Below are 24,297 nucleotides of genomic sequence, written 5' to 3' on the forward strand. Positions count from 1 at the left end.
GTAGCACGGACAGACTATACGCCTGATGGTCGTTCCCCATCGGGCCTGAAAACCGCAATACGCTGGGTAACAATCTTCGAGGGTAGCAGTTAACGCTGCTACCCTCTTTTTTCTGGAGTAGATTTATGTCTATAGACTGGAACTGGGGTATTTTTTTACAACAAGCCCCGTTCGGCAACACCACCTATCTTGGTTGGATCTGGAGTGGTTTTCAGGTGACGATCGCTTTGTCGATCTGCGCCTGGATTATCGCTTTCCTCGTCGGTTCATTTTTCGGCATTTTACGTACCGTTCCAAACCGTTTTCTCTCCGGTCTGGGTACGTTGTATGTCGAACTGTTCCGCAACGTGCCGTTGATTGTGCAATTCTTTACCTGGTATCTGGTGATCCCGGAGCTGTTGCCGGAGAAAATCGGCATGTGGTTTAAGGCCGAGCTGGATCCCAATATTCAGTTTTTCCTTTCATCCATGCTTTGCCTGGGGCTGTTTACCGCCGCCCGTGTTTGCGAACAGGTACGCGCCGCGATCCAGTCGCTGCCGCGTGGGCAGAAGAATGCCGCGCTGGCGATGGGTCTGACGCTGCCGCAGGCTTACCGCTATGTACTGTTGCCTAATGCTTATCGCGTTATCGTCCCGCCGATGACCTCCGAGATGATGAACCTGGTGAAAAACTCCGCCATCGCCTCGACCATCGGTCTGGTGGATATGGCAGCGCAGGCCGGTAAATTGCTTGATTACTCAGCCCACGCCTGGGAGTCGTTTACCGCCATTACGCTTGCGTATGTGTTGATTAACGCTTTTATCATGCTGGTGATGACGCTGGTTGAACGTAAAGTTCGCCTGCCCGGCAACATGGGGGGCAAATAATGTACGAGTTTGACTGGAGTTCCATTGTCCCTTCCCTGCCATATCTGCTGGATGGGCTGGTGATCACCCTGAAAATCACCGTCACGGCAGTCGTGATTGGTATTTTGTGGGGCACCATGCTGGCGGTGATGCGCTTGTCCAGCTTTGCGCCCGTAGCGTGGTTTGCCAAAGCCTACGTTAACGTATTCCGCTCGATTCCTTTAGTTATGGTTTTGCTGTGGTTTTACCTGATTGTGCCGGGTTTTCTGCAAAACGTGCTGGGATTATCGCCAAAAAATGATATCCGTTTAATTTCGGCGATGGTGGCGTTTTCGATGTTTGAAGCGGCCTACTATTCAGAGATTATCCGTGCCGGTATTCAAAGTATTTCCCGTGGTCAGTCGAGCGCCGCGCTGGCGTTGGGGATGACTCACTGGCAGTCGATGAAACTGATTATTCTGCCGCAGGCTTTCCGCGCGATGGTGCCGCTGCTGCTCACTCAGGGCATCGTACTGTTCCAGGATACCTCACTGGTGTATGTGTTATCTCTGGCCGATTTCTTCCGTACCGCCTCAACCATTGGTGAGCGTGATGGTACGCAGGTTGAGATGATCCTGTTTGCCGGATTTGTTTATTTCGTTATTAGCCTTAGCGCGTCGTTGTTGGTCAGCTACTTGAAAAGAAGGACAGCATAATGATTACCCTGAAAAATGTTTCAAAATGGTATGGTCACTTTCAGGTGCTGACCGACTGCTCAACCGAAGTGAAAAAAGGCGAAGTGGTGGTGGTTTGCGGCCCGTCTGGTTCCGGCAAATCAACGCTGATTAAAACCGTCAACGGCCTCGAACCGGTGCAGCAAGGTGAAATTACCGTCGATGGCATCGTGGTTAACGATAAGAAAACCGATCTGGCAAAGCTGCGTTCCCGCGTCGGGATGGTGTTCCAGCATTTCGAGTTGTTCCCCCATTTGTCGATTATTGAAAACCTGACCCTGGCGCAGGTGAAAGTGCTTAAACGCGATAAAGCACCCGCTCGTGAAAAAGCATTGAAATTGCTGGAGCGCGTGGGACTTTCCGCACATGCCAATAAATTTCCGGCGCAGCTTTCCGGCGGTCAGCAACAGCGTGTGGCGATCGCTCGCGCATTGTGTATGGATCCTATTGCCATGCTGTTCGACGAACCGACATCGGCGCTGGATCCGGAGATGATCAACGAAGTGCTGGACGTAATGGTCGAACTGGCGAACGAAGGAATGACCATGATGGTGGTGACCCACGAAATGGGCTTTGCCCGTAAAGTGGCGAATCGGGTGATCTTTATGGACGAGGGTAAAATTGTCGAAGACTCGCCGAAAGACGCTTTCTTCGATGATCCGAAATCGGACCGCGCAAAAGACTTCCTCGCGAAAATCCTGCATTAATCACTCTGGCGCGCATACCCAAGTGCGCGCCATCTCACGCTTTATCGTTTCGCTCCTCGTATCTGTTACATCCTGGCGTTACCCTTGTCGCAAAGAAGCACACAACAAGGAGCAACAATGGCACTGCCAATTCTGTTAGATTGCGACCCAGGTCATGACGACGCTATCGCAATAGTTCTTGCCCTCGCCTCACCAGAGCTTGATGTCAAAGCAATTACGTCTTCCGCCGGAAACCAGACTCCAGAAAAAACCTTACGCAATGTTCTGCGTATGCTGACCTTGCTTAATCGCACCGATATTCCGGTAGCAGGCGGCGCGGTAAAACCGTTAATGCGTGAGTTGATTATCGCGGACAATGTGCACGGCGAAAGCGGTCTCGACGGCCCGGCATTACCGGAACCGACGTTCGCACCGCAAAACTGTACGGCGGTGGAGCTGATGGCGAAAACGCTGCGTGAAAGTGCGAAACCTGTCACGATTGTTTCTACCGGGCCGCAAACTAACGTTGCCTTGCTGCTCAATAGCCATCCGGAACTGCATAGCAAAATTGCTCGTATCGTGATTATGGGCGGCGCAATGGGGCTTGGTAACTGGACGCCTGCGGCTGAATTTAATATTTACGTTGACCCGGAAGCGGCAGAAATTGTTTTCCAGTCAGGGATCCCGGTGGTGATGGGCGGTCTGGATGTTACTCATAAAGCGCAAATCCACGTTGAAGACACCGAGCGTTTCCGCGCGATTGGCAACCCTGTTTCAACCATTGTTGCCGAACTGCTGGATTTCTTCCTCGAATATCATAAAGACGAAAAATGGGGCTTTGTCGGCGCACCGCTGCATGACCCATGTACCATCGCCTGGCTGTTAAAACCGGAGTTGTTTACCACTGTTGAGCGCTGGGTTGGCGTGGAAACACAAGGGAAATATACCCAGGGTATGACGGTTGTTGATTATTATTATCTGACCGGCAATAAACCGAATGCCACTGTAATGGTCGATGTTGATCGTCAGGGCTTTGTTGATTTACTGGCTGATCGTCTGAAATTTTACGCTTAATCACTCGCCGGATGACATCACGCCATCCGGCACCACTCATTTCATTACGGCTCGAACGGGCGTCTCTGGAACTGGTCATGACCACATTTCGGGCATAGCGTCAGCACTTCCGGTGTATAGATCGGGAGATGGAAATGACATTTCTCGCAGACCAGATTACCCAGCCCTACCACTTCTCCGCTGTGATAAACCCCGTGATGATTGAGGTCCTGGAAAACTTCGCGCCATTCAAGCTGCGTTTTATCGGTGATGTCTGCCAGCTCCTGCCACAAGCTTTCTTTAATCACCCGCATAAAGACGCTGTCAGATTCTTCTTTCAGGCTCTCTTCATAGCTCATGGCGAACTCTTCCAGGTCACGTCTGACAGCTCGCGTCAGCTCATCGACTTCGGTTCGCGTTAACTCCCCTGTTTTTATTACGCGCTCGCGCGCCTGTTCCACCAGTGCGTCGATATCACGTTCGCCATTGCGCAGGCGTTCGCTCAGTGACGCGACCAGTTCACGGTAATATTGAGCAACCTTGTTCATCGTTTCATCTCCCGGGTCGTTAATTGACTATAATAATAGACGTTCTTTGTTCCTTGCTTTGCTAATACGCCCACAAACTCTGTAAATTAATGTATGAATAATCCGGGCATCATTTCAACGTCGAGTGCGCGAAAGGCTGTTTTGACGCGGACGTTTGGGCTATGCTATGCGGATCTGAAAAACCACCTCAAACGCTACTTTTGTAGCCGTAATGAAAACAGGACCACTGGCTGCCATGCAAGAGCAATACCGCCCGGAAGAGATAGAATCCAAAGTACAGCTTCATTGGGATGAGAAGCGCACATTTGAAGTAACCGAAGACGAGAGCAAAGAGAAGTATTACTGCCTGTCTATGCTTCCCTATCCTTCTGGTCGACTACACATGGGCCACGTACGTAACTACACCATTGGTGACGTGATCGCCCGCTACCAGCGTATGCTGGGCAAAAACGTCCTGCAGCCGATCGGCTGGGACGCGTTTGGTCTTCCTGCGGAAGGCGCGGCGGTGAAAAACAACACCGCACCGGCACCGTGGACGTACGACAACATCGCGTACATGAAAAACCAGCTCAAAATGCTGGGCTTTGGTTATGACTGGAGCCGCGAGCTGGCAACCTGTACACCGGAATACTACCGTTGGGAACAGAAATTCTTCACCGAGCTGTATAAAAAAGGCCTGGTATATAAGAAGACTTCTGCAGTCAACTGGTGCCCGAACGACCAGACCGTACTGGCGAACGAACAAGTTATCGACGGCTGCTGCTGGCGCTGCGATACCAAAGTTGAGCGTAAAGAGATCCCGCAATGGTTTATCAAAATCACTGCTTACGCTGACGAGCTGCTCAACGATCTGGATAAACTGGATCACTGGCCAGACACCGTTAAAACAATGCAGCGTAACTGGATCGGTCGTTCCGAAGGCGTGGAAATCACCTTCAACGTTAACGACTATGACAACACGCTGACCGTTTACACTACCCGCCCGGACACCTTTATGGGTTGTACCTACCTGGCGGTAGCGGCGGGTCATCCGCTGGCGCAGAAAGCGGCGGAAAATAATCCTGAACTGGCGGCCTTTATTGACGAATGCCGTAACACCAAAGTTGCCGAAGCTGAAATGGCAACGATGGAGAAAAAAGGCGTCGATACTGGCTTTAAAGCGGTTCACCCATTAACGGGCGAAGAAATTCCCGTTTGGGCAGCAAACTTCGTATTGATGGAGTACGGCACGGGCGCAGTTATGGCGGTTCCGGGTCACGACCAGCGCGACTACGAGTTTGCCTCTAAATACGGCCTGAACATCAAACCGGTTATCCTGGCAGCTGACGGCTCTGAGCCAGATCTTTCTCAGCAAGCCCTGACTGAAAAAGGCGTTCTGTTCAACTCTGGCGAGTTCAACGGTCTTGACCATGAAGCGGCCTTCAACGCTATCGCCGATAAACTGACTGCGATGGGCGTTGGCGAGCGTAAAGTGAACTACCGCCTGCGCGACTGGGGTGTTTCCCGTCAACGTTACTGGGGCGCGCCGATTCCGATGGTGACGCTGGAAGACGGTACCGTAATGCCGACCCCGGACGACCAGCTGCCGGTGATCCTGCCGGAAGATGTGGTGATGGACGGTATTACCAGCCCGATTAAAGCAGATCCGGAGTGGGCAAAAACTACCGTTAACGGTATGCCAGCGCTGCGTGAAACCGACACTTTCGACACCTTTATGGAGTCCTCCTGGTACTATGCGCGCTACACTTGCCCGGAGTACAAAGAAGGTATGCTGGATTCCAAAGCGGCTAACTACTGGCTGCCGGTGGATATCTACATTGGTGGTATCGAACACGCCATTATGCACCTGCTCTACTTCCGCTTCTTCCACAAACTGATGCGTGATGCAGGCATGGTGAACTCTGACGAACCAGCGAAACAGTTACTGTGTCAGGGTATGGTGCTGGCAGATGCCTTCTACTATGTTGGCGAAAACGGCGAACGTAACTGGGTTTCCCCGGTTGATGCTATCGTTGAACGTGACGAGAAAGGCCGTATCGTGAAAGCGAAAGATGCGGCAGGCCATGAACTGGTTTATACCGGCATGAGCAAAATGTCCAAGTCGAAGAACAACGGTATCGACCCGCAGGTGATGGTTGAACGTTACGGCGCGGACACCGTTCGTCTGTTTATGATGTTTGCTTCTCCGGCTGATATGACTCTCGAATGGCAGGAATCCGGCGTGGAAGGGGCTAACCGCTTCCTGAAACGTGTCTGGAAACTGGTTTACGAGCACACAGCGAAAGGTGATGTTGCGGCACTGAACGTTGATGCGCTGACTGAAGATCAGAAAGCGCTGCGTCGCGATGTGCATAAAACGATCGCTAAAGTGACCGATGATATCGGCCGTCGTCAGACCTTCAACACCGCAATTGCGGCGATTATGGAGCTGATGAACAAACTGGCGAAAGCACCGACCGATGGCGAGCAGGACCGCGCCCTAATGCAGGAAGCGCTGCTGGCGGTAGTCCGTATGCTTAACCCGTTCACCCCACACATCTGCTTCACGCTGTGGCAGGAACTGAAAGGCGAAGGCGATATCGACAACGCACCGTGGCCGGTTGCTGACGAAAAAGCGATGGTGGAAGACTCCACGCTGGTCGTGGTGCAGGTTAACGGTAAAGTCCGTGCAAAAATCACCGTTCCGGTGGACGCAACGGAAGAACAGGTTCGCGAACGTGCTGGCCAGGAACATCTGGTAGCAAAATATCTTGATGGCGTTACCGTGCGTAAAGTGATTTACGTACCCGGTAAACTCCTCAATCTGGTCGTTGGCTAAGCGCGGGAGGAAGCGTGCGATATCTGGCAACATTGTTGTTATCTCTGGCGGTGTTAATCACCGCCGGGTGTGGCTGGCATCTGCGTGATACCACGCAGGTTCCTTCCACTATGAAGGTCATGATCCTGGACTCAGGCGATCCGAACGGGCCATTAAGCCGTGCGGTGCGTAACCAGTTACGTCTGAATGGTGTCGAGTTGCTTGATAAAGAAACCACGCGTAAGGACGTTCCATCCCTGCGTTTGGGTAAAGTGAGCATCGCGAAAGATACCGCATCGGTATTCCGTAACGGTCAAACAGCAGAGTATCAGATGATCATGACGGTCAATGCGACCGTGTTGATCCCCGGCCGTGACATCTACCCGATTAGCGCCAAAGTCTTCCGTTCGTTCTTCGATAACCCGCAAATGGCGTTAGCGAAAGATAACGAACAAGACATGATCGTAAAAGAGATGTACGACCGTGCTGCCGAACAGCTGATTCGTAAGCTGCCAAGCATCCGTGCTGCGGATATTCGTTCCGACGAAGAACAGACGTCGACCACAACGGATACTCCGGCAACGCCTGCACGCGTCTCTACCACGCTGGGTAACTGATGATTCGGTTGTACCCGGAACAACTCCGCGCGCAGCTCAATGAAGGGCTGCGCGCGGCGTATCTTTTACTTGGTAACGATCCTCTGTTATTGCAGGAAAGCCAGGACGCTATTCGTCAGGTCGCTGCGGCGCAAGGGTTCGAAGAACACCACACTTTTTCCATTGATCCCAACACCGACTGGAATGCGATTTTTTCGTTATGCCAGGCCATGAGCCTGTTTGCCAGTCGACAAACGCTATTGCTGTTGTTACCCGAAAACGGACCGAATGCGGCGATCAATGAACAACTTCTCACACTCACCGGACTTCTGCATGACGACCTGCTGTTGATCGTCCGCGGTAATAAATTAAGCAAAGCGCAAGAAAATGCCGCCTGGTTTACTGCTCTTGCGAATCGCAGCGTGCAGGTGACCTGTCAGACACCGGAGCAGGCTCAGCTTCCCCGCTGGGTTGCTGCGCGTGCAAAACAGCTCAACTTAGAACTGGATGACGCGGCAAACCAAGTGCTCTGCTACTGTTATGAAGGTAACCTGCTGGCGCTGGCCCAGGCACTGGAGCGTTTATCGCTACTCTGGCCAGACGGCAAACTGACATTACCTCGCGTTGAACAGGCGGTGAATGATGCCGCGCATTTCACCCCTTTTCATTGGGTTGATGCTTTGTTGATGGGAAAAAGTAAGCGCGCGTTGCATATTCTTCAGCAACTGCGTCTGGAAGGCAGCGAAGCGGTTATTTTGTTGCGCACATTACAACGTGAACTGTTGTTACTGGTTAACCTGAAACGCCAGTCTGCCCATACGCCACTGCGTGCATTGTTTGATAAGCATCGGGTATGGCAGAACCGCCGGGGCATGATGGGCGAGGCGTTAAATCGCTTAAGCCAGCCGCAGTTACGTCAGGCCGTGCAACTCCTGACACGAACGGAACTCACCCTCAAACAAGATTACGGTCAGTCAGTGTGGGCAGAGCTGGAAGGGTTATCTCTTCTGTTGTGCCATAAACCCCTGGCGGACGTATTTATCGACGGTTGATATGAAATCTTTACAGGCTCTGTTTGGCGGCACCTTTGATCCGGTGCACTATGGTCATCTTAAACCCGTGGAAACGCTGGCGAATTTGATTGGTCTGACGCGGGTCACAATCATCCCTAATAATGTTCCTCCGCATCGTCCCCAGCCGGAAGCGAACAGCGTGCAGCGTAAACACATGCTTGAACTGGCGATTGCCGACAAGCCATTATTTACTCTTGATGAACGCGAGCTAAAGCGCAATGCCCCCTCTTACACTGCGCAAACACTGAAAGAGTGGCGGCAGGAACAAGGGCCGGACGTGCCGCTGGCGTTTATTATAGGTCAGGATTCACTGCTGACCTTTCCGACCTGGTACGAATACGAAACGATACTCGACAATGCACATTTGATCGTCTGTCGGCGTCCAGGTTACCCACTTGAAATGGCGCAACCGCAATACCAGCAATGGCTGGAAGATCATTTGACACATAACCCGGAAGATCTTCACCTTCAGCCTGCCGGTAAAATTTATCTGGCTGAAACGCCGTGGTTTAACATCTCGGCGACCATCATCCGCGAACGTTTGCAAAACGGTGAATCGTGTGAGGATTTATTGCCGGAACCGGTACTGACTTACATTAACCAACAAGGCTTGTATCGCTGATACCTGTCGTTACGGAGGGCATGATGCGACTGTGGTTAATTCGTCATGGTGAAACGCAAGCGAATATCGATGGTCTTTACAGCGGTCATGCGCCCACCCCCCTGACTGCGCGCGGTATTGAGCAAGCGCAAAATCTGCATACGCTGCTACATGGTGTTTCCTTTGACCTGGTTTTATGCAGTGAACTGGAACGGGCACAGCATACCGCGCGACGGGTTCTCAGTGATCGCCAGCTCCCCGTGCAAATCATCCCTGAACTCAACGAAATGTTTTTTGGCGACTGGGAGATGCGACATCATCGCGACCTCATGCAAGAAGATGCCGAAAACTATAGCGCGTGGTGCAATGACTGGCAGCATGCTATCCCCACGAACGGTGAAGGATTTCAGGCATTTTCACAACGTGTGGAACGGTTTATCGCAAGGCTTAGTGAATTTCAGCACTATCAGAATATTTTAGTCGTCAGCCATCAGGGTGTACTGAGTCTGTTAATCGCCCGTTTAATTGGTATGCCTGCCGAAGCTATGTGGCATTTTCGCGTTGACCAGGGGTGTTGGAGCGCCATTGATATCAACCAAAAATTCGCGACGCTACGCGTCCTCAATAGCCGTGCCATCGGGGTCGAGAATGCATGACTTTTCTGTTTTTTTACGGGTAAGCCGCAACGACCATTGACAGCCCCGGGCAGGCTGATATTCTCCGCAGCCAGACTTTTTTCGCCAGACACGACTTTGTAGAAATTGTTTTACAAAAATGGCGATGCAATCTGCGGCGCGGGGTGGGATGATAGCCCACTTTCGAAAGCCGATTCGGCGACAATTGTCCCGAAATCGCCTCTGGTTCAGGTATACTGACAGACCATTTTTATCTATTTGATTCACCCAGGGGGAAAACTTGCAGGGTAAAGCACTCCAGGATTTTGTTATCGACAAAATTGATGACCTCAAAGGTCAGGACATCATCGCCTTAGACGTTCAGGGCAAATCCAGCATCACCGACTGCATGATCATCTGTACGGGTACGTCCAGCCGTCATGTTATGTCCATTGCTGACCACGTTGTGCAGGAGTCTCGCGCAGCGGGCCTGTTACCGCTCGGCGTAGAAGGTGAAAACAGCGCCGACTGGATTGTCGTGGATTTGGGCGATGTGATTGTCCATGTCATGCAGGAAGAGAGCCGTCGCCTGTATGAACTGGAAAAACTCTGGAGTTAATGCGTGAAGCTGCAACTTGTCGCCGTGGGAACGAAAATGCCGGACTGGGTACAAACCGGTTTTACCGAGTACCTGCGTCGTTTTCCGAAAGATATGCCCTTCGAGCTGATTGAAATTCCGGCCGGAAAACGCGGCAAGAATGCGGACATCAAGCGCATACTCGACAAAGAGGGTGAGCAGATGTTGGCGGCCGCAGGCAAAAACCGCATTGTCACCCTCGATATTCCAGGCAAGCCCTGGGATACGCCGCAGTTAGCCGCTGAGCTGGAACGCTGGAAGCTGGATGGTCGCGACGTCAGTCTACTGATTGGCGGGCCTGAAGGGTTGTCGCCTGCCTGTAAAGCGGCGGCGGAGCAGAGCTGGTCGCTGTCGGCGCTTACCCTCCCCCATCCGTTGGTTCGCGTGCTGGTCGCAGAGAGTCTGTACCGGGCGTGGAGCATCACCACCAACCATCCTTATCACCGTGAGTGATAAGGGAGCTTTGAGTAGAAAACGCAGCGGATGAAACTACAGAACTCTTTTCGCGACTATACGGCAGAGTCCGCGCTGTTTGTGCGCCGGGCGCTGGTCGCCTTTTTGGGGATTTTGCTGCTGACCGGCGTGCTTATCGCCAACCTGTATAATCTGCAAATTGTTCGCTTTACCGACTACCAGACCCGCTCTAATGAAAACCGCATTAAGCTGGTGCCTATCGCGCCCAGCCGCGGCATTATCTACGACCGTAACGGTATCCCTCTGGCCCTCAACCGCACTATCTACCAGATAGAAATGATGCCGGAGAAAGTCGATAACGTGCAGCAAACGCTGGACGCTTTGCGCAGCGTGGTTGATCTGACCGATGACGATATTGCTGCATTCCGAAAAGAGCGCGCACGTTCACACCGTTTCACCTCCATTCCGGTGAAAACTAACCTGACCGAAGTACAAGTAGCTCGCTTTGCCGTCAATCAGTACCGTTTTCCGGGTGTTGAAGTTAAAGGCTATAAACGTCGTTACTATCCTTACGGTTCGGCGTTGACCCACGTCATCGGCTATGTGTCGAAAATCAACGATAAAGACGTCGAACGCCTGAATAATGACGGCAAACTGGCCAACTATGCGGCAACGCATGATATCGGTAAGCTGGGCATTGAGCGTTACTATGAAGACGTGCTGCACGGTCAGACCGGTTATGAAGAGGTTGAAGTTAACAACCGTGGGCGTGTTATCCGCCAGTTAAAAGAAGTCCCACCGCAAGCCGGACACGATATTTACCTGACGCTGGATCTCAAACTCCAGCAATATATTGAAACGCTGCTGGCGGGTAGCCGCGCAGCGGTGGTAGTCACCGATCCGCGTACAGGTGGGGTGCTGGCGCTGGTTTCCACGCCTAGTTATGACCCAAACCTGTTTGTTGACGGTATCTCCAGCAAAGATTATTCCGCCTTGCTGAACGACCCGAATACACCGCTGGTGAACCGCGCTACACAGGGGGTTTATCCTCCCGCGTCTACAGTTAAACCCTATGTGGCGGTTTCGGCATTGAGCGCCGGAGTGATCACGCGCAATACGACGCTGTTTGACCCAGGCTGGTGGCAACTGCCAGGTTCGGAAAAACGTTATCGTGACTGGAAAAAATGGGGCCACGGGCGTCTGAATGTCACAAGATCGCTGGAAGAATCTGCGGATACCTTCTTCTATCAGGTGGCCTACGATATGGGAATCGATCGCCTCTCCGAATGGATGGGTAAATTCGGTTATGGTCATTACACCGGTATCGACCTGGCGGAAGAACGTTCCGGCAACATGCCTACCCGCGAATGGAAACAGAAACGCTTTAAAAAACCGTGGTATCAGGGTGACACCATTCCGGTTGGTATCGGTCAGGGTTACTGGACAGCGACCCCAATCCAGATGAGTAAGGCACTGATGATCCTGATTAATGACGGTATCGTGAAGGTTCCGCATTTGCTGATGAGCACCGCCGAAGACGGCAAACAGGTGCCATGGGTACAACCGCATGAACCGCCCGTCGGCGATATTCATTCCGGTTACTGGGAGCTGGCGAAAGACGGTATGTACGGTGTTGCTAACCGCCCTAACGGTACGGCGCATAAATACTTTGCCAGCGCACCGTACAAAATTGCGGCGAAATCCGGTACCGCTCAGGTCTTCGGTCTGAAAGCGAACGAAACCTATAATGCGCACAAAATTGCCGAGCGTTTACGTGACCACAAACTGATGACCGCCTTTGCGCCATACAACAATCCGCAAGTCGCTGTCGCCATGATTCTGGAGAACGGCGGTGCGGGTCCGGCGGTTGGTACGCTGATGCGCCAGATCCTCGACCACATTATGCTGGGTGATAACAACACCGATCTGCCTGCGGAAAATCCAGCGGTTGCCGCAGCGGAGGACCATTAATCATGACGGATAATCCGAATAAAAAAACATTCTGGGATAAAGTCCATCTCGATCCCACAATGCTGCTGATCTTACTGGCATTGCTGGTTTACAGCGCCCTGGTTATCTGGAGCGCCAGCGGTCAGGATATTGGCATGATGGAGCGTAAAATCGGCCAAATCGCGATGGGTCTGGTCATCATGGTGGTGATGGCGCAAATTCCTCCACGCGTTTATGAAGGCTGGGCCCCCTATCTCTATATCATCTGTATTATTTTGCTGGTGGCGGTAGATGCTTTCGGTGCCATCTCTAAAGGCGCTCAACGCTGGCTGGACCTCGGTATTGTTCGTTTTCAGCCGTCGGAAATTGCCAAAATAGCCGTACCACTGATGGTTGCGCGCTTTATCAACCGCGACGTTTGCCCGCCATCGTTGAAGAACACTGGCATCGCGCTAGTGCTGATATTTATGCCCACGCTGCTGGTGGCTGCACAGCCTGACCTGGGGACATCAATCCTCGTTGCGCTTTCCGGTCTGTTTGTACTGTTCCTCTCTGGCCTTAGCTGGCGTCTGATTGGCGTCGCAGTAGTGCTGGTAGCGGCGTTCATTCCGATTCTGTGGTTCTTCCTGATGCATGATTACCAGCGCCAGCGCGTAATGATGCTCCTGGACCCGGAATCAGACCCACTCGGCGCGGGCTATCACATTATTCAGTCTAAAATTGCTATTGGCTCCGGCGGATTACGCGGCAAAGGCTGGCTGCATGGCACTCAGTCACAACTTGAATTTCTCCCCGAACGCCATACCGACTTTATCTTCGCGGTACTGGCGGAAGAGCTGGGATTAGTGGGCATTTTGATTCTGCTCGCTCTCTACATTCTGCTGATCATGCGCGGGCTGTGGATAGCCGCCAGAGCGCAAACCACCTTTGGTCGCGTCATGGCTGGCGGCTTAATGCTGATATTATTCGTTTATGTCTTCGTAAATATTGGTATGGTAAGCGGTATTCTGCCGGTTGTAGGGGTTCCGCTCCCACTGGTCAGTTATGGAGGATCGGCGCTAATTGTGCTGATGGCTGGGTTCGGGATTGTAATGTCAATCCACACCCACAGGAAAATGTTGTCGAAAAGCGTGTAAGAGGTGCGCAATGCGTAAGCAGTGGCTCGGGATCTGCATCGCGGCAGGAATGCTCGCGGCATGTACAAGCGATGATGGTCAGCAACAGACGGTAAGTGTACCGCAGCCTGCGGTATGTAACGGCCCCATAGTTGAAATTAGCGGGGCGGACCCGCGTTTCGAACCACTGAACGCGACGGCAAATCAGGATTACCAGCGCGACGGTAAAAGCTACAAAATCGTGCAGGATCCGTCTCGATTTAGCCAGGCGGGACTGGCGGCAATCTATGATGCCGAACCCGGCAGTAACCTGACGGCCTCTGGCGAAGCATTCGATCCGACACAGCTGACAGCGGCCCATCCAACGCTTCCGATCCCCAGCTACGCCAGAATCACTAACCTGGCTAACGGGCGAATGATCGTGGTGCGCATTAATGATCGCGGTCCTTACGGCAACGACCGCGTTATTTCGCTTTCTCGCGCGGCAGCTGACCGTCTTAACACGTCAAACAACACCAAAGTTCGTATCGATCCGATTATTGTCGCCCAGGATGGTTCGCTTTCTGGTCCTGGTATGGCCTGTACCACAGTTGCCAAACAGACTTACGCCCTGCCTGCACCTCCCGATTTAAGCGGCGGCGCGGGAACAAATTCAGTGTCTGGCCCGCAGGGTGACATTCTTCCGGTCAGTAATTCGACGCTAAAAAGCGAAGATCCGACCGGCGCGCCGGTAACCAGCAGCGGTTTCCTCGGCGCACCAACGACCTTAGCGCCTGGTGTTCTGGAAGGCAGCGAACCAACACCTGCACCACAGCCCGTTGTTACAGCTCCGGCGACAACGCCTGCAACCACGCCTGCAATGGTGACACCGCAAGCCACCTCGCAAAGCGCCAGCGGCAACTTTATGGTGCAAGTCGGAGCCGTTAGCGATCAGGCTCGTGCGCAACAGTACCAACAGCAACTGGGACAGAAGTTCGGCGTCCCCGGTCGCGTAACTCAAAATGGCGCAGTCTGGCGGATCCAGCTTGGCCCATTCGCCAGCAAAGCCGAAGCCAGTACCTTGCAGCAACGTTTGCAAACCGAAGCCCAATTACAGTCATTTATTACCACCGCGCAGTAGCGTAAAGCAGGCATCTGATGTGTCAATTTCTGTAAATGACGTTAACAAAGTCACGCGGAAAGTCAGATGCCTGCCGGTAGTGCATTTGCTATAGTAGGGCACTTTTTTTAATTCCATCACGGATGTCGTAGTTCAGACCATGAATACCATTTTTTCCGCTCGTATCATGAAGCGCCTGGCGCTCACCACGGCTCTTTGCACAGCCTTTATCTCTGCTGCACATGCCGATGACCTGAATATCAAAACTATGATCCCGGGTGTACCGCAGATCGATGCGGAGTCCTACATCCTGATTGACTATAACTCCGGCAAAGTGCTCGCCGAACAGAACGCAGATGTCCGCCGCGATCCTGCCAGCCTGACCAAAATGATGACCAGTTACGTTATCGGCCAGGCAATGAAAGCCGGTAAATTTAAAGAAACTGATTTAGTCACCATCGGTAACGACGCATGGGCTACCGGTAACCCGGTGTTTAAAGGTTCTTCGCTGATGTTCCTCAAACCGGGCATGCAGGTTCCGGTTTCTCAGCTGATCCGCGGTATTAACCTGCAATCGGGTAACGATGCTTGTGTCGCCATGGCCGATTTTGCCGCTGGTAGCCAGGACGCTTTTGTTGGCTTGATGAACAGCTACGTTAACGCACTGGGACTGAAAAATACCCACTTCCAGACGGTACATGGTCTGGATGCTGATGGTCAGTACAGCTCCGCGCGAGATATGGCGCTGATCGGCCAGGCGTTGATCCGTGACGTACCGAATGAATACTCGATCTATAAAGAAAAAGAATTTACGTTTAACGGTATTCGCCAGCTGAACCGTAACGGTCTGTTATGGGATAACAGCCTGAATGTCGACGGCATCAAAACCGGACACACTGACAAAGCAGGTTACAACCTTGTTGCTTCTGCGACTGAAGGCCAGATGCGCTTGATCTCTGCGGTGATGGGCGGACGTACTTTTAAAGGCCGTGAAGCCGAAAGTAAAAAACTGCTGACCTGGGGCTTCCGTTTCTTCGAAACCGTTAACCCACTGAAAGTAGGTAAAGAGTTCGCCTCTGAACCGGTTTGGTTTGGTGATTCTGATCGCGCTTCGTTAGGTGTTGATAAAGACGTGTATCTGACCATTCCGCGTGGCCGCATGAAAGATCTGAAAGCCAGCTATGTGCTGAACAGCAGTGAATTGCATGCGCCGCTGCAAAAGAATCAGGTCGTCGGTACTATCAACTTCCAGCTTGATGGCAAAACGATCGAACAACGCCCGCTGGTTGTGCTGCAAGAAATCCCGGAAGGCAACTTCTTCGGCAAAATCATTGATTACATTAAATTAATGTTCCATCACTGGTTTGGTTAAAAATCGAACACTTGAAAGTGTAATTTCCGTCCCCATATACTAAGCATCAGTAAAAAACTCCCGCCTTCTGGCGGGAGTTGCTATTTAATTACGTTACGCCGGAGCTGACATGAAAACCAAACTTAACGAACTGCTTGAATTCCCTACTCCTTTTACTTACAAAGTTATGGGGCAGGCGTTACCTGAGCTGGTTGATCAGGTGGTTGAAGTGGTACAGCGCCATGCGCCAGGTGACTACACCCCAACGGTAAAACCAAGCAGCAAAGGCAACTACCACTCGGTATCTATCACTATCAACGCTACTCATATCGAGCAGGTTGAAACACTGTATGAAGAACTGGGCAAAATCGATATTGTCCGCATGGTTCTGTAACTCGCTTCTCCGTTACCCGGCTCCTGGTCGGGTAACTCCCCTCTCCTCGCTGTGATATACTTTTCCCCCACTTTTACTCATTCTCCACGGAGATGCCGTTTTGTATCAGGATAAAATTCTTGTCCGCCAGCTCGGTCTTCAGCCTTACGAGCCAATCTCCCAGGCTATGCATGAATTCACCGATACCCGCGATGAAAGTACCCTTGATGAAATCTGGCTGGTCGAGCACTATCCGGTATTTACCCAAGGGCAGGCAGGAAAAGCGGAGCACATTTTAATGCCGGGTGATATTCCGGTGATTCAGAGCGATCGCGGTGGGCAGGTGACTTATCACGGGCCGGGGCAACAGGTGATGTATGTGTTGCTTAACCTGAAACGCCGTAAACTCGGTGTGCGTGAACTGGTGACCTTGCTTGAGCAAACAGTGGTGAATACCCTGGCTGAACTGGGTATAGAAGCGCATCCTCGGGCTGACGCGCCTGGTGTCTATGTCGGGGAAAAGAAAATTTGCTCACTGGGTTTACGTATTCGACGCGGTTGTTCATTCCACGGTCTGGCATTAAACGTCAATATGGATCTTTCACCATTTTTACGTATTAATCCTTGTGGGTATGCCGGAATGGAAATGGCTAAAATATCACAATGGAAACCCGAAGCGACGACTAATAATATTGCACCGCGTTTACTGGAAAATATTTTAGCGCTACTAAACAATCCTGACTTCGAATATATTACCGCTTAATTGCATACATCAATGGCCCAATTTACACTGGGTCATTACTCATAATACCTGCTAATGCTTTACATCTCCTTCGCGTTTGTATATTTTCTTTATCACTTGCAGAAATGCGATGCTACGCCTTGCTCCGTAACTCACCCCATTGATTAACTTATTGAAATAGTTGATTATGGTGAGCAAAAGCGTTCCGTTCCAATTAGACATAAGATTATTGTAATTTTTTTTAATATTATTTTTCCATGAATAAAATTGGAGTAAGTGCGTGGATAGTAATAATCAAATTGAAACCTGTTTAAGCAGAAAGTCGTCAGAAGATAAACCACAAATATTTACAACCTTACGAAATATTGATCTTAACCTTCTGACTATTTTTGAAGCTGTATATGTACATAAAGGGATCGTTAATGCAGCGAAAGTGCTTAATCTGACACCCTCGGCAATCAGTCAGTCTATTCAGAAACTGCGCGTTATATTCCCTGACCCATTGTTTATTCGCAAAGGCCAGGGTGTCACTCCTACCGCATTTGCGATGCATCTACATGAGTATATCAGTCAGGGCCTTGAGTCCATTCTTGGCGCGCTGGATATCGAAGGAAGCTATGATAAGCAACGAACGATAACCATTGCGACCACCCCCTCGGTCGGAGCCCTGGTCCTTCCTGTCATCTATCGGGCGATTAAATCTCACTATCCGCAGCTTTTACTGCGCAACCCCCCCATCAGCGACGCGGAAAACCAACTCAGTCAGTTTCAAACCGATCTCATCATCGATAACATGTTTTGCACCAATCGTACGGTGCAACATCATGTTCTGTTCACCGACAATATGGTGTTAATTTGCCGCGAGGGAAATCCACTACTCTCTTTAGAAGATGACAGGGAGACTATCGACAACGCTGCGCATATACTCCTGTTACCGGAAGGGCAAAATTTCAGCGGTCTGCGGCAGAGAGTTCAAGAGATGTTTCCGGACCGGCAAATCAGTTTCACCAGCTACAACATTTTGACAATCGCTGCACTGGTTGCCAACAGTGACATGTTAGCGATTATTCCCAGCCGTTTTTATAACCTGTTTAGCCGTTGCTGGCCGCTGGAAAAACTGCCTTTTCCGTCCTTAAATGAGGAGCAAATAGATTTCTCTATCCACTACAACAAATTCAGCCTGCGTGATCCCATCCTGCACGGGGTAATAGATGTTATCCGTAATGCATTTTGAAAAAGTATTGTTACAGCCAGATCACAGCGAAGAACGAAAAAATGGCACAATCCAACAACAATTTTACATTTTCGCGACCGCTTTGGCTGCTTTCAGGTCCGTTTCAATGATATACTGCCAGTCGTTAATTCAAAAATAGTTGATAATTACAACAATCTATTGAATTGAAACGCTTTCCTTCGTAATTCGCAACTGGAACACGCACGCTATGAGTAAACCCATTGTGATGGAACGCGGTGTTAAATACCGCGATGCCGATAAGATGGCCCTTATCCCGGTTAAAAACGTGGCAACAGAGCGCGAAGCCCTGCTGCGCAAGCCGGAATGGATGAAAATCAAGCTTCCAGCGGACTCTACACGTATCCAGGGCATCAAAGCCGCAATGCGCAAAAATGGCCTGCATTCTGTCTGCGAGGAAGCCTCCTGCCCTAACCTGGCGGAATGCTTCAACCACGGCACAGCAACGTTTATGATCCTCGGCGCTATTTGTACCCGCCGTTGTCCGTTCTGTGACGTTGCCCACGGTCGCCCGGTAGCTCCGGATGCCAATGAACCAGTGAAACTGGCGCAGACCATTGCCGATATGGCGCTGCGTTATGTGGTTATCACCTCCGTTGACCGTGATGACCTGCGCGATGGCGGTGCCCAGCACTTTGCGGATTGCATTACTGCCATTCGGGAAAAAAGCCCGCAAATCAAAATTGAAACTCTGGTGCCGGATTTCCGCGGTCGTATGGATCGTGCTCTGGATATTCTGACCGCCACACCACCAGATGTGTTCAACCATAACCTGGAAAACGTACCGCGTATTTACCGTCAGGTACGGCCTGGTGCAGATTACAACTGGTCGCTGAAGCTGCTGGAACGCTTTAAAGAAGCGCATCCGGAAATCCCGACCAAGTCTGGTCTGATGGTGGGTCTGGGTGAAACCAATGAAGAAATTATTGAGGTAATGCGCGACCTGCGCCGTCATGGTGTGACGATGTTAACGCTGGGGCAATATTTGCAGCCAAGCCGCCATCACCTGCCGGTTCAACGTTACGTTAGCCCGGATGAGTTCGACGAAATGAAAGCCGAAGCGCTGGCGATGGGCTTTACCCATGCTGCATGCGGTCCGTTTGTCCGCTCGTCTTACCACGCCGATTTGCAGGCGAAAGGGATGGAAGTTAAGTAATCCTGTAATAATTACTTACATCTGTCTGATAAAAAACCCGCTTTTTGAAGCGGGTTTTTTGTATCGAACAAGATATTGAGGGAGCGTCCTGCTCGCCACGTCACTCTTTATGAGAGAGCTTTTCAGCCTGAAGATCAACGTCTGCGCCTTTTTTCGCCGCAGCATCGTCATCATTCATCGCCTTCTTGAACCCTTTAATGGCCGCTCCAAGGTCTCCGCCCAGCGTACGTAACTTCTTAGTCCCAAACAGCAGAACGACCAGCGCCGCAACTACCAGCAGTTTGGTAATACTAATCTCACCCATAGATACCTTCTTGACATATAACCGGCAACAGAACGCGCCTTAAAAACCAGAGAATATTAACGGTCATTCGACGCGCGCACACAATAGCAATCTGTAACAAGGTGAATCAAGCGCCGAGTAAAAAAACATCATAATAATTGCGGCGGCGCAAAGCGACGGTTGTTTAAAACGGGAAGTTGCGCGCGCACCTGACGCACACGTTCGGGCGTCACTTCCGCCATAATGAGTGCAGGCATTTCTGACGCTGCCGCAATGGTGACGCCAAAGGGATCTATAATCCGGCTTTGCCCGATATTTTTGTTCCCGCACTCCCCCGCCGCCACCATATAACAGGTGGTATCCAGCGCACGAGCGGCAAGCAACGTTGACCAGTGATGCTCTTTGAGCGGCCCACGAACCCAGGCGGCAGGAAGTACCAGGATTTCAGCTCCCTGTAATGCCTGTGCCAGCGCCAGCTCTGGAAAGCGTAAGTCATAACAGGTCATCAGACCGACCTTCATCCCTTCCACCTCCAGTAACGGAGCTATTTCATTACCAGCATCAACATGGCGTGATTCCTGAATGGCAAATGCATCATAGAGATGCAGTTTGGCATAACGGGCGACGATGTTTCCTGCCTGTAGCGCCACCAGCATATTCCATGCGCGCCCCGGCGTTGAAGGAACATGAATCGTCAGAATTGTCGTCATCATGTTACGTTTACTTTCTCGCCGTAAACGTCCGAGGAATTCGCCTTCCAGCAGCTGTGCTGATTTAACCGATAGATCTGCATCATGATCATCGCGCGCCAGCAATGCTTCCGGCAGGACAAACAGCGATACGTCGTTTTCCGCCGCCTGCGCCATCAACGAGGCACAAATCTCAGCGTTCTTTTCCCACACAGATGTAACAGCAAACTGTCCTGCGGCAACCAGCATTGCCACCTCCTCCTGTCAGAGTCGTAAAATTCGCCAACGGCGATTATTCGGCGTTACACTTATCACTCATACAAATCAAATAGCAGGATTTTGCAGTGTTACAACTTCTTTTAGCAGTTTTTATTGGCGGTGGTACGGGAAGCGTGGCGAGATGGCTGTTAAGTATGCGATTTAACCCGCTGCATCAAGCGATTCCGTTGGGGACGCTGGCTGCAAACCTGATTGGGGCATTCATCATAGGAATGGGATTCGCCTGGTTTAGCAGGATGACGAACATTGATCCAGTGTGGAAAGTATTAATCACCACCGGATTTTGTGGCGGTCTAACAACCTTCTCAACATTTTCGGCAGAAGTGGTGTTTTTGTTACAAGAGGGCCGCTTTGGCTGGGCGTTACTGAACGTTTTCGTCAACCTTTTGGGGTCTTTTGCCATGACCGCACTGGCTTTCTGGCTGTTTTCCGCCTCAACCGCACACTAAAGACCAAAAAAAACCCGCTGATTAAGCGGGTTTTGAATTCTTGCTGACGTATCTTACAGAGCGATTACGTTTGCAGCAGAAGGGCCTTTGGCACCGTTAGTGATTTCGAACTCTACGCGCTGACCTTCAGCAAGAGTTTTAAAACCATTAGTCTGGATTGCAGAGAAGTGTACGAACACGTCTTTGCTGCCGTCTTCCGGAGTAATGAAACCGAATCCTTTGGACTCATTAAACCACTTAACGTTACCTTTAATCTTAGACATCAAAATTACCTTTACATGAAAAATAGACACAAATGCTGTGTCGGTTACCAGTACACCAATTGTGGTACGCTTTGTCCAGTGCAACTTTACTAAAAAGTGATAAAAGTCGCGTTATTTTTGATGTTAATTATTTTACCCATTGATTTTAAAGAGTTTACTAAAATTTCATTTGTCTCAAAACTGAAAGCGCATCCAGGCAAAGTACACATTGCCATTGTTATAGGTACCCGGAATGTAGGTCATCTGAAAAGTCACTGGACCATAACCCACAGAGGCCAATGGCAGTAGAACCGGGAGAGGGATGTAATTCCAGTTATCGCGTGCCGTTACGCCAGCGGTGAATCCCAGACCTAAATGAAAATTTTCATCCGCCAGCGGTCGCCAGGTACTTTCCCATCCGTATCCGGCAATCGGTTCCCATTTGTTCCACGAGTCCTTAAATGCCATGGCATACAGGCCATGCCAGTTTCCTTTTTCATCCCAACGCGACAGGCCAAAACCGCCACCCCACGGTCGCTCGTTATAGCGATCGGTTTTTTCTTTGTCGTAAGCGAAACGAGCATGCCAGGTGATGGCAGGAATATATAAATCATAATGTTCTGGCTGTTGCCAGGTTTGTGTAATATTTTCTCCAAACGTTGTCATCCACTCATCTGCGTTAGCAAAAACTTTACCAACGCTGATTAACTGAATAAAAACAAAGGAAAAGATAGCGACATATTTACTCACGATCATTTGTGACCATAAAACATTTATCAAAAATCTACTACTAGCATAGCAAAGCTACAATTAACATAACCTTAATAGCCCCAACATAAAGAACAATCTGAATAGCTGCTCTATTTATTTCCGCTTGTTTAAGTTAAATATTTCCGCGCATCGATTAAAGATGATGTATCGTTTTCTGCGATGGGAATAGTCATAAAAAAACCAAGTCTTTTTTGATGACAAAATACAACCAAGAAAAAATTACTTTATTTTTTAATAGGATACAAAAAAAACCTCTTAACGAAGAATATATTATATATCGTCAACCTATGCTCATGTTAGATTATTTTTTGAGCGCACAGCCGCAGCTAACACCATTGCAATTAACAAATTTGCATCAATCCACCATCAATTTACACACATTATTATGTGATAATTGCCAACCGCTAAATATGCGTTTTGTTATCTATGTATAAAAACAGCAAATTCAATGTCTTAATGGCAGTTTTTCTTGATTTTAATCAGCATTCATCGCCAATTTATTGGGCATATTTTTTCCTTAAGCTTTAGGAATTTTTTATTATTTACTTTGGGGCCTGGAGACAGGAAAAATTATGCTGACATTCATTGAACTCCTTATTGGGGTTGTGGTTATTGTGGGTGTAGCTCGCTACATCATTAAAGGGTATTCCGCCACTGGCGTGTTATTTGTCGGTGGCCTGTTATTGCTGATTATCAGTGCCATTATGGGGCACAAAGTGTTACCGTCCAGCCAGGCTTCAACAGGCTACAGCGCCACGGATATCGTTGAATACGTTAAAATATTGCTAATGAGCCGCGGCGGCGACCTCGGCATGATGATTATGATGCTGTGTGGCTTTGCCGCTTACATGACCCATATCGGCGCGAATGATATGGTGGTCAAGCTGGCGTCAAAACCATTGCAGTATATTAACTCCCCTTACCTGCTGATGATTGCCGCCTATTTTGTCGCCTGTCTGATGTCTCTGGCCGTCTCTTCCGCGACCGGTCTGGGTGTTTTGCTGATGGCAACCCTGTTTCCGGTGATGGTAAACGTTGGTATCAGCCGTGGTGCAGCTGCTGCTATTTGTGCCTCCCCGGCGGCGATTATTCTCGCACCGACTTCAGGGGATGTGGTGCTGGCGGCGCAGGCTTCCGAAATGTCGCTGATTGACTTCGCCTTCAAAACGACGCTGCCTATCTCAATTGCTGCAATTATCGGCATGGCGATCGCCCACTTCTTCTGGCAACGTTATCTGGATAAAAAAGAGCACATCTCTCATGAAATGTTAGATGTCAGTGAAATCACCACCACTGCTCCTGCGTTTTATGCCATTTTGCCGTTCACGCCGATCATCGGAGTGCTGATTTTTGACGGCAAATGGGGTCCGCAATTACACATCATCACTATTCTGGTGATTTGTATGCTGATTGCCTCCATTCTGGAGTTCATCCGCAGCTTTAATACCCAGAAAGTTTTCTCTGGTCTGGAAGTGGCTTATCGCGGGATGGCCGATGCGTTTGCTAACGTGGTGATGCTGCTGGTTGCCGCTGGGGTATTCGCTCAGGGGCTTAGCACCATCGGCTTTATTCAAAGTCTGATTTCTATCGCCACCTCGTTTGGTTCGGCGAGTATCATCCTGATGCTGGTATTAGTGATCCTGACAATGCTGGCGGCAGTCACGACCGGTTCAGGCAATGCGCCGTTTTATGCGTTTGTTGAGATGATCCCGAAACTGGCGCACTCTTCCGGCATTAACCCGGCGTATTTGACTATCCCAATGCTGCAGGCGTCAAACCTCGGTCGTACCCTGTCACCCGTTTCTGGCGTAGTCGTTGCGGTTGCCGGGATGGCGAAAATCTCACCATTTGAAGTCGTAAAACGCACCTCGGTGCCGGTGCTTGTTGGGCTGGTGATTGTTATCGTTGCTACAGAGCTGATGGTGCCAGGAACGGCAGCCGCGGTCACAGGCAAGTAAATAGTCATGCC

Annotated in this window: 26 protein-coding genes; 21 read left to right on the top strand and 5 right to left on the bottom strand. The window is 50.5% G+C overall.

The window, feature by feature from the left end; all coding sequences use genetic code 11:
* Nucleotides 1-125: 125 nt before the first annotated feature.
* From gltJ to rihA, 4 genes are all read left to right on the top strand, one after another.
* Entirely contained in the window at nucleotides 126-866 is a 741-nt protein-coding gene (gene gltJ, locus ACJHWK_RS16200) for a glutamate/aspartate ABC transporter permease GltJ (RefSeq protein ID WP_000020941.1), read from the top strand.
* Complete coding sequence (gltK, locus tag ACJHWK_RS16205; RefSeq protein WP_000272824.1) at nucleotides 866-1,540, top strand: glutamate/aspartate ABC transporter permease GltK; 675 nt, start codon at nucleotides 866-868, stop codon at nucleotides 1,538-1,540. The genes gltJ and gltK overlap by 1 nt, the downstream gene beginning before the upstream one ends.
* Nucleotides 1,540-2,265 (top strand): glutamate/aspartate ABC transporter ATP-binding protein GltL, encoded by a 726-nt coding sequence (gltL, locus tag ACJHWK_RS16210; RefSeq protein WP_000631384.1) that lies wholly within the window; start codon nucleotides 1,540-1,542, stop codon nucleotides 2,263-2,265. Before gltK ends, gltL begins: the two co-directional genes overlap by 1 nt.
* A gap of 117 nt (nucleotides 2,266-2,382) precedes the next feature.
* On the top strand, nucleotides 2,383-3,318 hold the full coding sequence (rihA, locus tag ACJHWK_RS16215; RefSeq protein WP_020233368.1) for a pyrimidine-specific ribonucleoside hydrolase RihA: 936 nt from the start codon (nucleotides 2,383-2,385) through the stop codon (nucleotides 3,316-3,318).
* Nucleotides 3,319-3,362: 44 nt separating this feature from the next.
* Here the strand turns inward: rihA and ACJHWK_RS16220 are convergent, their stop codons facing one another.
* Nucleotides 3,363-3,845, bottom strand: coding sequence for a zinc ribbon-containing protein (locus ACJHWK_RS16220; RefSeq protein WP_001044880.1), 483 nt, complete (start codon nucleotides 3,843-3,845; stop codon nucleotides 3,363-3,365).
* 235 nt (nucleotides 3,846-4,080) lie between these two features.
* Here ACJHWK_RS16220 and leuS point away from each other — a divergent pair, with 235 nt between their 5' ends.
* The 15 genes from leuS (at nucleotide 4,081) to lipA (ending at nucleotide 19,615) form a co-directional block, all read left to right on the top strand.
* A complete protein-coding gene (gene leuS, locus ACJHWK_RS16225; protein ID WP_001157896.1) occupies nucleotides 4,081-6,663 on the top strand; it encodes a leucine--tRNA ligase in 2,583 nt (860 codons plus the stop codon).
* 14 nt (nucleotides 6,664-6,677) lie between these two features.
* A complete protein-coding gene (gene lptE, locus ACJHWK_RS16230; protein ID WP_001269673.1) occupies nucleotides 6,678-7,259 on the top strand; it encodes an LPS assembly lipoprotein LptE in 582 nt (193 codons plus the stop codon).
* On the top strand, nucleotides 7,259-8,290 hold the full coding sequence (gene holA / locus ACJHWK_RS16235) for a DNA polymerase III subunit delta (protein WP_001522543.1): 1,032 nt from the start codon (nucleotides 7,259-7,261) through the stop codon (nucleotides 8,288-8,290). Before lptE ends, holA begins: the two co-directional genes overlap by 1 nt.
* A gap of 1 nt (nucleotide 8,291) precedes the next feature.
* Nucleotides 8,292-8,933, top strand: coding sequence for a nicotinate-nucleotide adenylyltransferase (nadD, locus tag ACJHWK_RS16240; protein ID WP_000838889.1), 642 nt, complete (start codon nucleotides 8,292-8,294; stop codon nucleotides 8,931-8,933).
* 23 nt (nucleotides 8,934-8,956) lie between these two features.
* The gene (locus ACJHWK_RS16245) at nucleotides 8,957-9,568 is read left to right on the top strand and encodes an adenosylcobalamin/alpha-ribazole phosphatase (RefSeq protein WP_001241878.1); all 612 of its coding nucleotides are present in this window, start codon (nucleotides 8,957-8,959) and stop codon (nucleotides 9,566-9,568) included.
* Nucleotides 9,569-9,827: 259 nt separating this feature from the next.
* Nucleotides 9,828-10,145: a ribosome silencing factor gene (rsfS, locus tag ACJHWK_RS16250; RefSeq protein ID WP_001161664.1), complete on the top strand. Its 318-nt coding sequence runs from the start codon at nucleotides 9,828-9,830 to the stop codon at nucleotides 10,143-10,145.
* Between the two features lie 3 nt (nucleotides 10,146-10,148).
* Entirely contained in the window at nucleotides 10,149-10,616 is a 468-nt protein-coding gene (gene rlmH, locus ACJHWK_RS16255) for a 23S rRNA (pseudouridine(1915)-N(3))-methyltransferase RlmH (RefSeq protein WP_000776104.1), read from the top strand.
* A gap of 30 nt (nucleotides 10,617-10,646) precedes the next feature.
* Entirely contained in the window at nucleotides 10,647-12,548 is a 1,902-nt protein-coding gene (gene mrdA, locus ACJHWK_RS16260; protein WP_000776191.1) for a peptidoglycan DD-transpeptidase MrdA, read from the top strand.
* 2 nt (nucleotides 12,549-12,550) lie between these two features.
* Nucleotides 12,551-13,663, top strand: a complete 1,113-nt coding sequence (gene mrdB, locus ACJHWK_RS16265; protein WP_000131719.1) for a peptidoglycan glycosyltransferase MrdB — start codon at nucleotides 12,551-12,553, stop codon at nucleotides 13,661-13,663.
* Nucleotides 13,664-13,673: 10 nt separating this feature from the next.
* Nucleotides 13,674-14,762 (top strand): endolytic peptidoglycan transglycosylase RlpA, encoded by a 1,089-nt coding sequence (rlpA, locus tag ACJHWK_RS16270; protein WP_001231416.1) that lies wholly within the window; start codon nucleotides 13,674-13,676, stop codon nucleotides 14,760-14,762.
* Between the two features lie 139 nt (nucleotides 14,763-14,901).
* Nucleotides 14,902-16,113 (top strand): D-alanyl-D-alanine carboxypeptidase DacA, encoded by a 1,212-nt coding sequence (dacA, locus tag ACJHWK_RS16275; RefSeq protein WP_001092082.1) that lies wholly within the window; start codon nucleotides 14,902-14,904, stop codon nucleotides 16,111-16,113.
* A gap of 109 nt (nucleotides 16,114-16,222) precedes the next feature.
* On the top strand, nucleotides 16,223-16,486 hold the full coding sequence (gene ybeD, locus ACJHWK_RS16280) for a DUF493 family protein YbeD (protein WP_000850550.1): 264 nt from the start codon (nucleotides 16,223-16,225) through the stop codon (nucleotides 16,484-16,486).
* Between the two features lie 100 nt (nucleotides 16,487-16,586).
* A complete protein-coding gene (lipB, locus tag ACJHWK_RS16285) occupies nucleotides 16,587-17,228 on the top strand; it encodes a lipoyl(octanoyl) transferase LipB (RefSeq protein WP_000284040.1) in 642 nt (213 codons plus the stop codon).
* 259 nt (nucleotides 17,229-17,487) lie between these two features.
* Nucleotides 17,488-18,441: a YbeF family transcriptional regulator gene (locus ACJHWK_RS16290; protein WP_000378057.1), complete on the top strand. Its 954-nt coding sequence runs from the start codon at nucleotides 17,488-17,490 to the stop codon at nucleotides 18,439-18,441.
* Between the two features lie 208 nt (nucleotides 18,442-18,649).
* A complete protein-coding gene (gene lipA, locus ACJHWK_RS16295) occupies nucleotides 18,650-19,615 on the top strand; it encodes a lipoyl synthase (protein WP_000042632.1) in 966 nt (321 codons plus the stop codon).
* Nucleotides 19,616-19,715: 100 nt separating this feature from the next.
* Here the strand turns inward: lipA and tatE are convergent, their stop codons facing one another.
* Nucleotides 19,716-19,919, bottom strand: coding sequence for a twin-arginine translocase subunit TatE (gene tatE, locus ACJHWK_RS16300; RefSeq protein ID WP_000503931.1), 204 nt, complete (start codon nucleotides 19,917-19,919; stop codon nucleotides 19,716-19,718).
* Between the two features lie 128 nt (nucleotides 19,920-20,047).
* Entirely contained in the window at nucleotides 20,048-20,836 is a 789-nt protein-coding gene (locus ACJHWK_RS16305) for a deaminated glutathione amidase (RefSeq protein WP_001305561.1), read from the bottom strand.
* Between the two features lie 95 nt (nucleotides 20,837-20,931).
* On the opposite strand from ACJHWK_RS16305, the gene crcB reads away from it, so the two are divergent.
* On the top strand, nucleotides 20,932-21,315 hold the full coding sequence (gene crcB / locus ACJHWK_RS16310; RefSeq protein WP_000939738.1) for a fluoride efflux transporter CrcB: 384 nt from the start codon (nucleotides 20,932-20,934) through the stop codon (nucleotides 21,313-21,315).
* Nucleotides 21,316-21,368: 53 nt separating this feature from the next.
* Here crcB and cspE read toward each other — a convergent pair whose 3' ends face one another.
* Complete coding sequence (gene cspE, locus ACJHWK_RS16315) at nucleotides 21,369-21,578, bottom strand: transcription antiterminator/RNA stability regulator CspE (protein WP_000034825.1); 210 nt, start codon at nucleotides 21,576-21,578, stop codon at nucleotides 21,369-21,371.
* A 174-nt stretch (nucleotides 21,579-21,752) separates the two neighbouring features.
* The gene (gene pagP / locus ACJHWK_RS16320; RefSeq protein WP_021523041.1) at nucleotides 21,753-22,313 is read right to left on the bottom strand and encodes a lipid IV(A) palmitoyltransferase PagP; all 561 of its coding nucleotides are present in this window, start codon (nucleotides 22,311-22,313) and stop codon (nucleotides 21,753-21,755) included.
* Nucleotides 22,314-22,900: 587 nt separating this feature from the next.
* On the opposite strand from pagP, the gene dcuC reads away from it, so the two are divergent.
* Entirely contained in the window at nucleotides 22,901-24,286 is a 1,386-nt protein-coding gene (dcuC, locus tag ACJHWK_RS16325) for an anaerobic C4-dicarboxylate transporter DcuC (RefSeq protein ID WP_000955057.1), read from the top strand.
* The last annotated feature ends 11 nt before the right edge of the window (nucleotides 24,287-24,297 follow it).

It is taken from the genome of Escherichia sp. WS547 (genome assembly GCF_046486065.1).
Classification (GTDB): domain Bacteria; phylum Pseudomonadota; class Gammaproteobacteria; order Enterobacterales; family Enterobacteriaceae; genus Escherichia; species Escherichia coli.

What these genes read in the sequence shown, in the direction of transcription:
- gltJ (WP_000020941.1), top strand. Translation starts at nt 126, where the DNA reads ATGTCTATAGACTGGAACTGGGGTATTTTTTTACAACAAGCCCCGTTC.
- gltK (WP_000272824.1), top strand. Translation starts at nt 866, where the DNA reads ATGTACGAGTTTGACTGGAGTTCCATTGTCCCTTCCCTGCCATATCTG.
- gltL (WP_000631384.1), top strand. Translation starts at nt 1,540, where the DNA reads ATGATTACCCTGAAAAATGTTTCAAAATGGTATGGTCACTTTCAGGTG.
- rihA (WP_020233368.1), top strand. Translation starts at nt 2,383, where the DNA reads ATGGCACTGCCAATTCTGTTAGATTGCGACCCAGGTCATGACGACGCT.
- ACJHWK_RS16220 (WP_001044880.1), bottom strand. Translation starts at nt 3,845, where the DNA reads ATGAACAAGGTTGCTCAATATTACCGTGAACTGGTCGCGTCACTGAGC.
- leuS (WP_001157896.1), top strand. Translation starts at nt 4,081, where the DNA reads ATGCAAGAGCAATACCGCCCGGAAGAGATAGAATCCAAAGTACAGCTT.
- holA (WP_001522543.1), top strand. Translation starts at nt 7,259, where the DNA reads ATGATTCGGTTGTACCCGGAACAACTCCGCGCGCAGCTCAATGAAGGG.
- nadD (WP_000838889.1), top strand. Translation starts at nt 8,292, where the DNA reads ATGAAATCTTTACAGGCTCTGTTTGGCGGCACCTTTGATCCGGTGCAC.
- ACJHWK_RS16245 (WP_001241878.1), top strand. Translation starts at nt 8,957, where the DNA reads ATGCGACTGTGGTTAATTCGTCATGGTGAAACGCAAGCGAATATCGAT.
- mrdA (WP_000776191.1), top strand. Translation starts at nt 10,647, where the DNA reads ATGAAACTACAGAACTCTTTTCGCGACTATACGGCAGAGTCCGCGCTG.
- mrdB (WP_000131719.1), top strand. Translation starts at nt 12,551, where the DNA reads ATGACGGATAATCCGAATAAAAAAACATTCTGGGATAAAGTCCATCTC.
- rlpA (WP_001231416.1), top strand. Translation starts at nt 13,674, where the DNA reads ATGCGTAAGCAGTGGCTCGGGATCTGCATCGCGGCAGGAATGCTCGCG.
- dacA (WP_001092082.1), top strand. Translation starts at nt 14,902, where the DNA reads ATGAATACCATTTTTTCCGCTCGTATCATGAAGCGCCTGGCGCTCACC.
- ybeD (WP_000850550.1), top strand. Translation starts at nt 16,223, where the DNA reads ATGAAAACCAAACTTAACGAACTGCTTGAATTCCCTACTCCTTTTACT.
- lipA (WP_000042632.1), top strand. Translation starts at nt 18,650, where the DNA reads ATGAGTAAACCCATTGTGATGGAACGCGGTGTTAAATACCGCGATGCC.
- tatE (WP_000503931.1), bottom strand. Translation starts at nt 19,919, where the DNA reads ATGGGTGAGATTAGTATTACCAAACTGCTGGTAGTTGCGGCGCTGGTC.
- ACJHWK_RS16305 (WP_001305561.1), bottom strand. Translation starts at nt 20,836, where the DNA reads ATGCTGGTTGCCGCAGGACAGTTTGCTGTTACATCTGTGTGGGAAAAG.
- cspE (WP_000034825.1), bottom strand. Translation starts at nt 21,578, where the DNA reads ATGTCTAAGATTAAAGGTAACGTTAAGTGGTTTAATGAGTCCAAAGGA.
- pagP (WP_021523041.1), bottom strand. Translation starts at nt 22,313, where the DNA reads ATGATCGTGAGTAAATATGTCGCTATCTTTTCCTTTGTTTTTATTCAG.
- dcuC (WP_000955057.1), top strand. Translation starts at nt 22,901, where the DNA reads ATGCTGACATTCATTGAACTCCTTATTGGGGTTGTGGTTATTGTGGGT.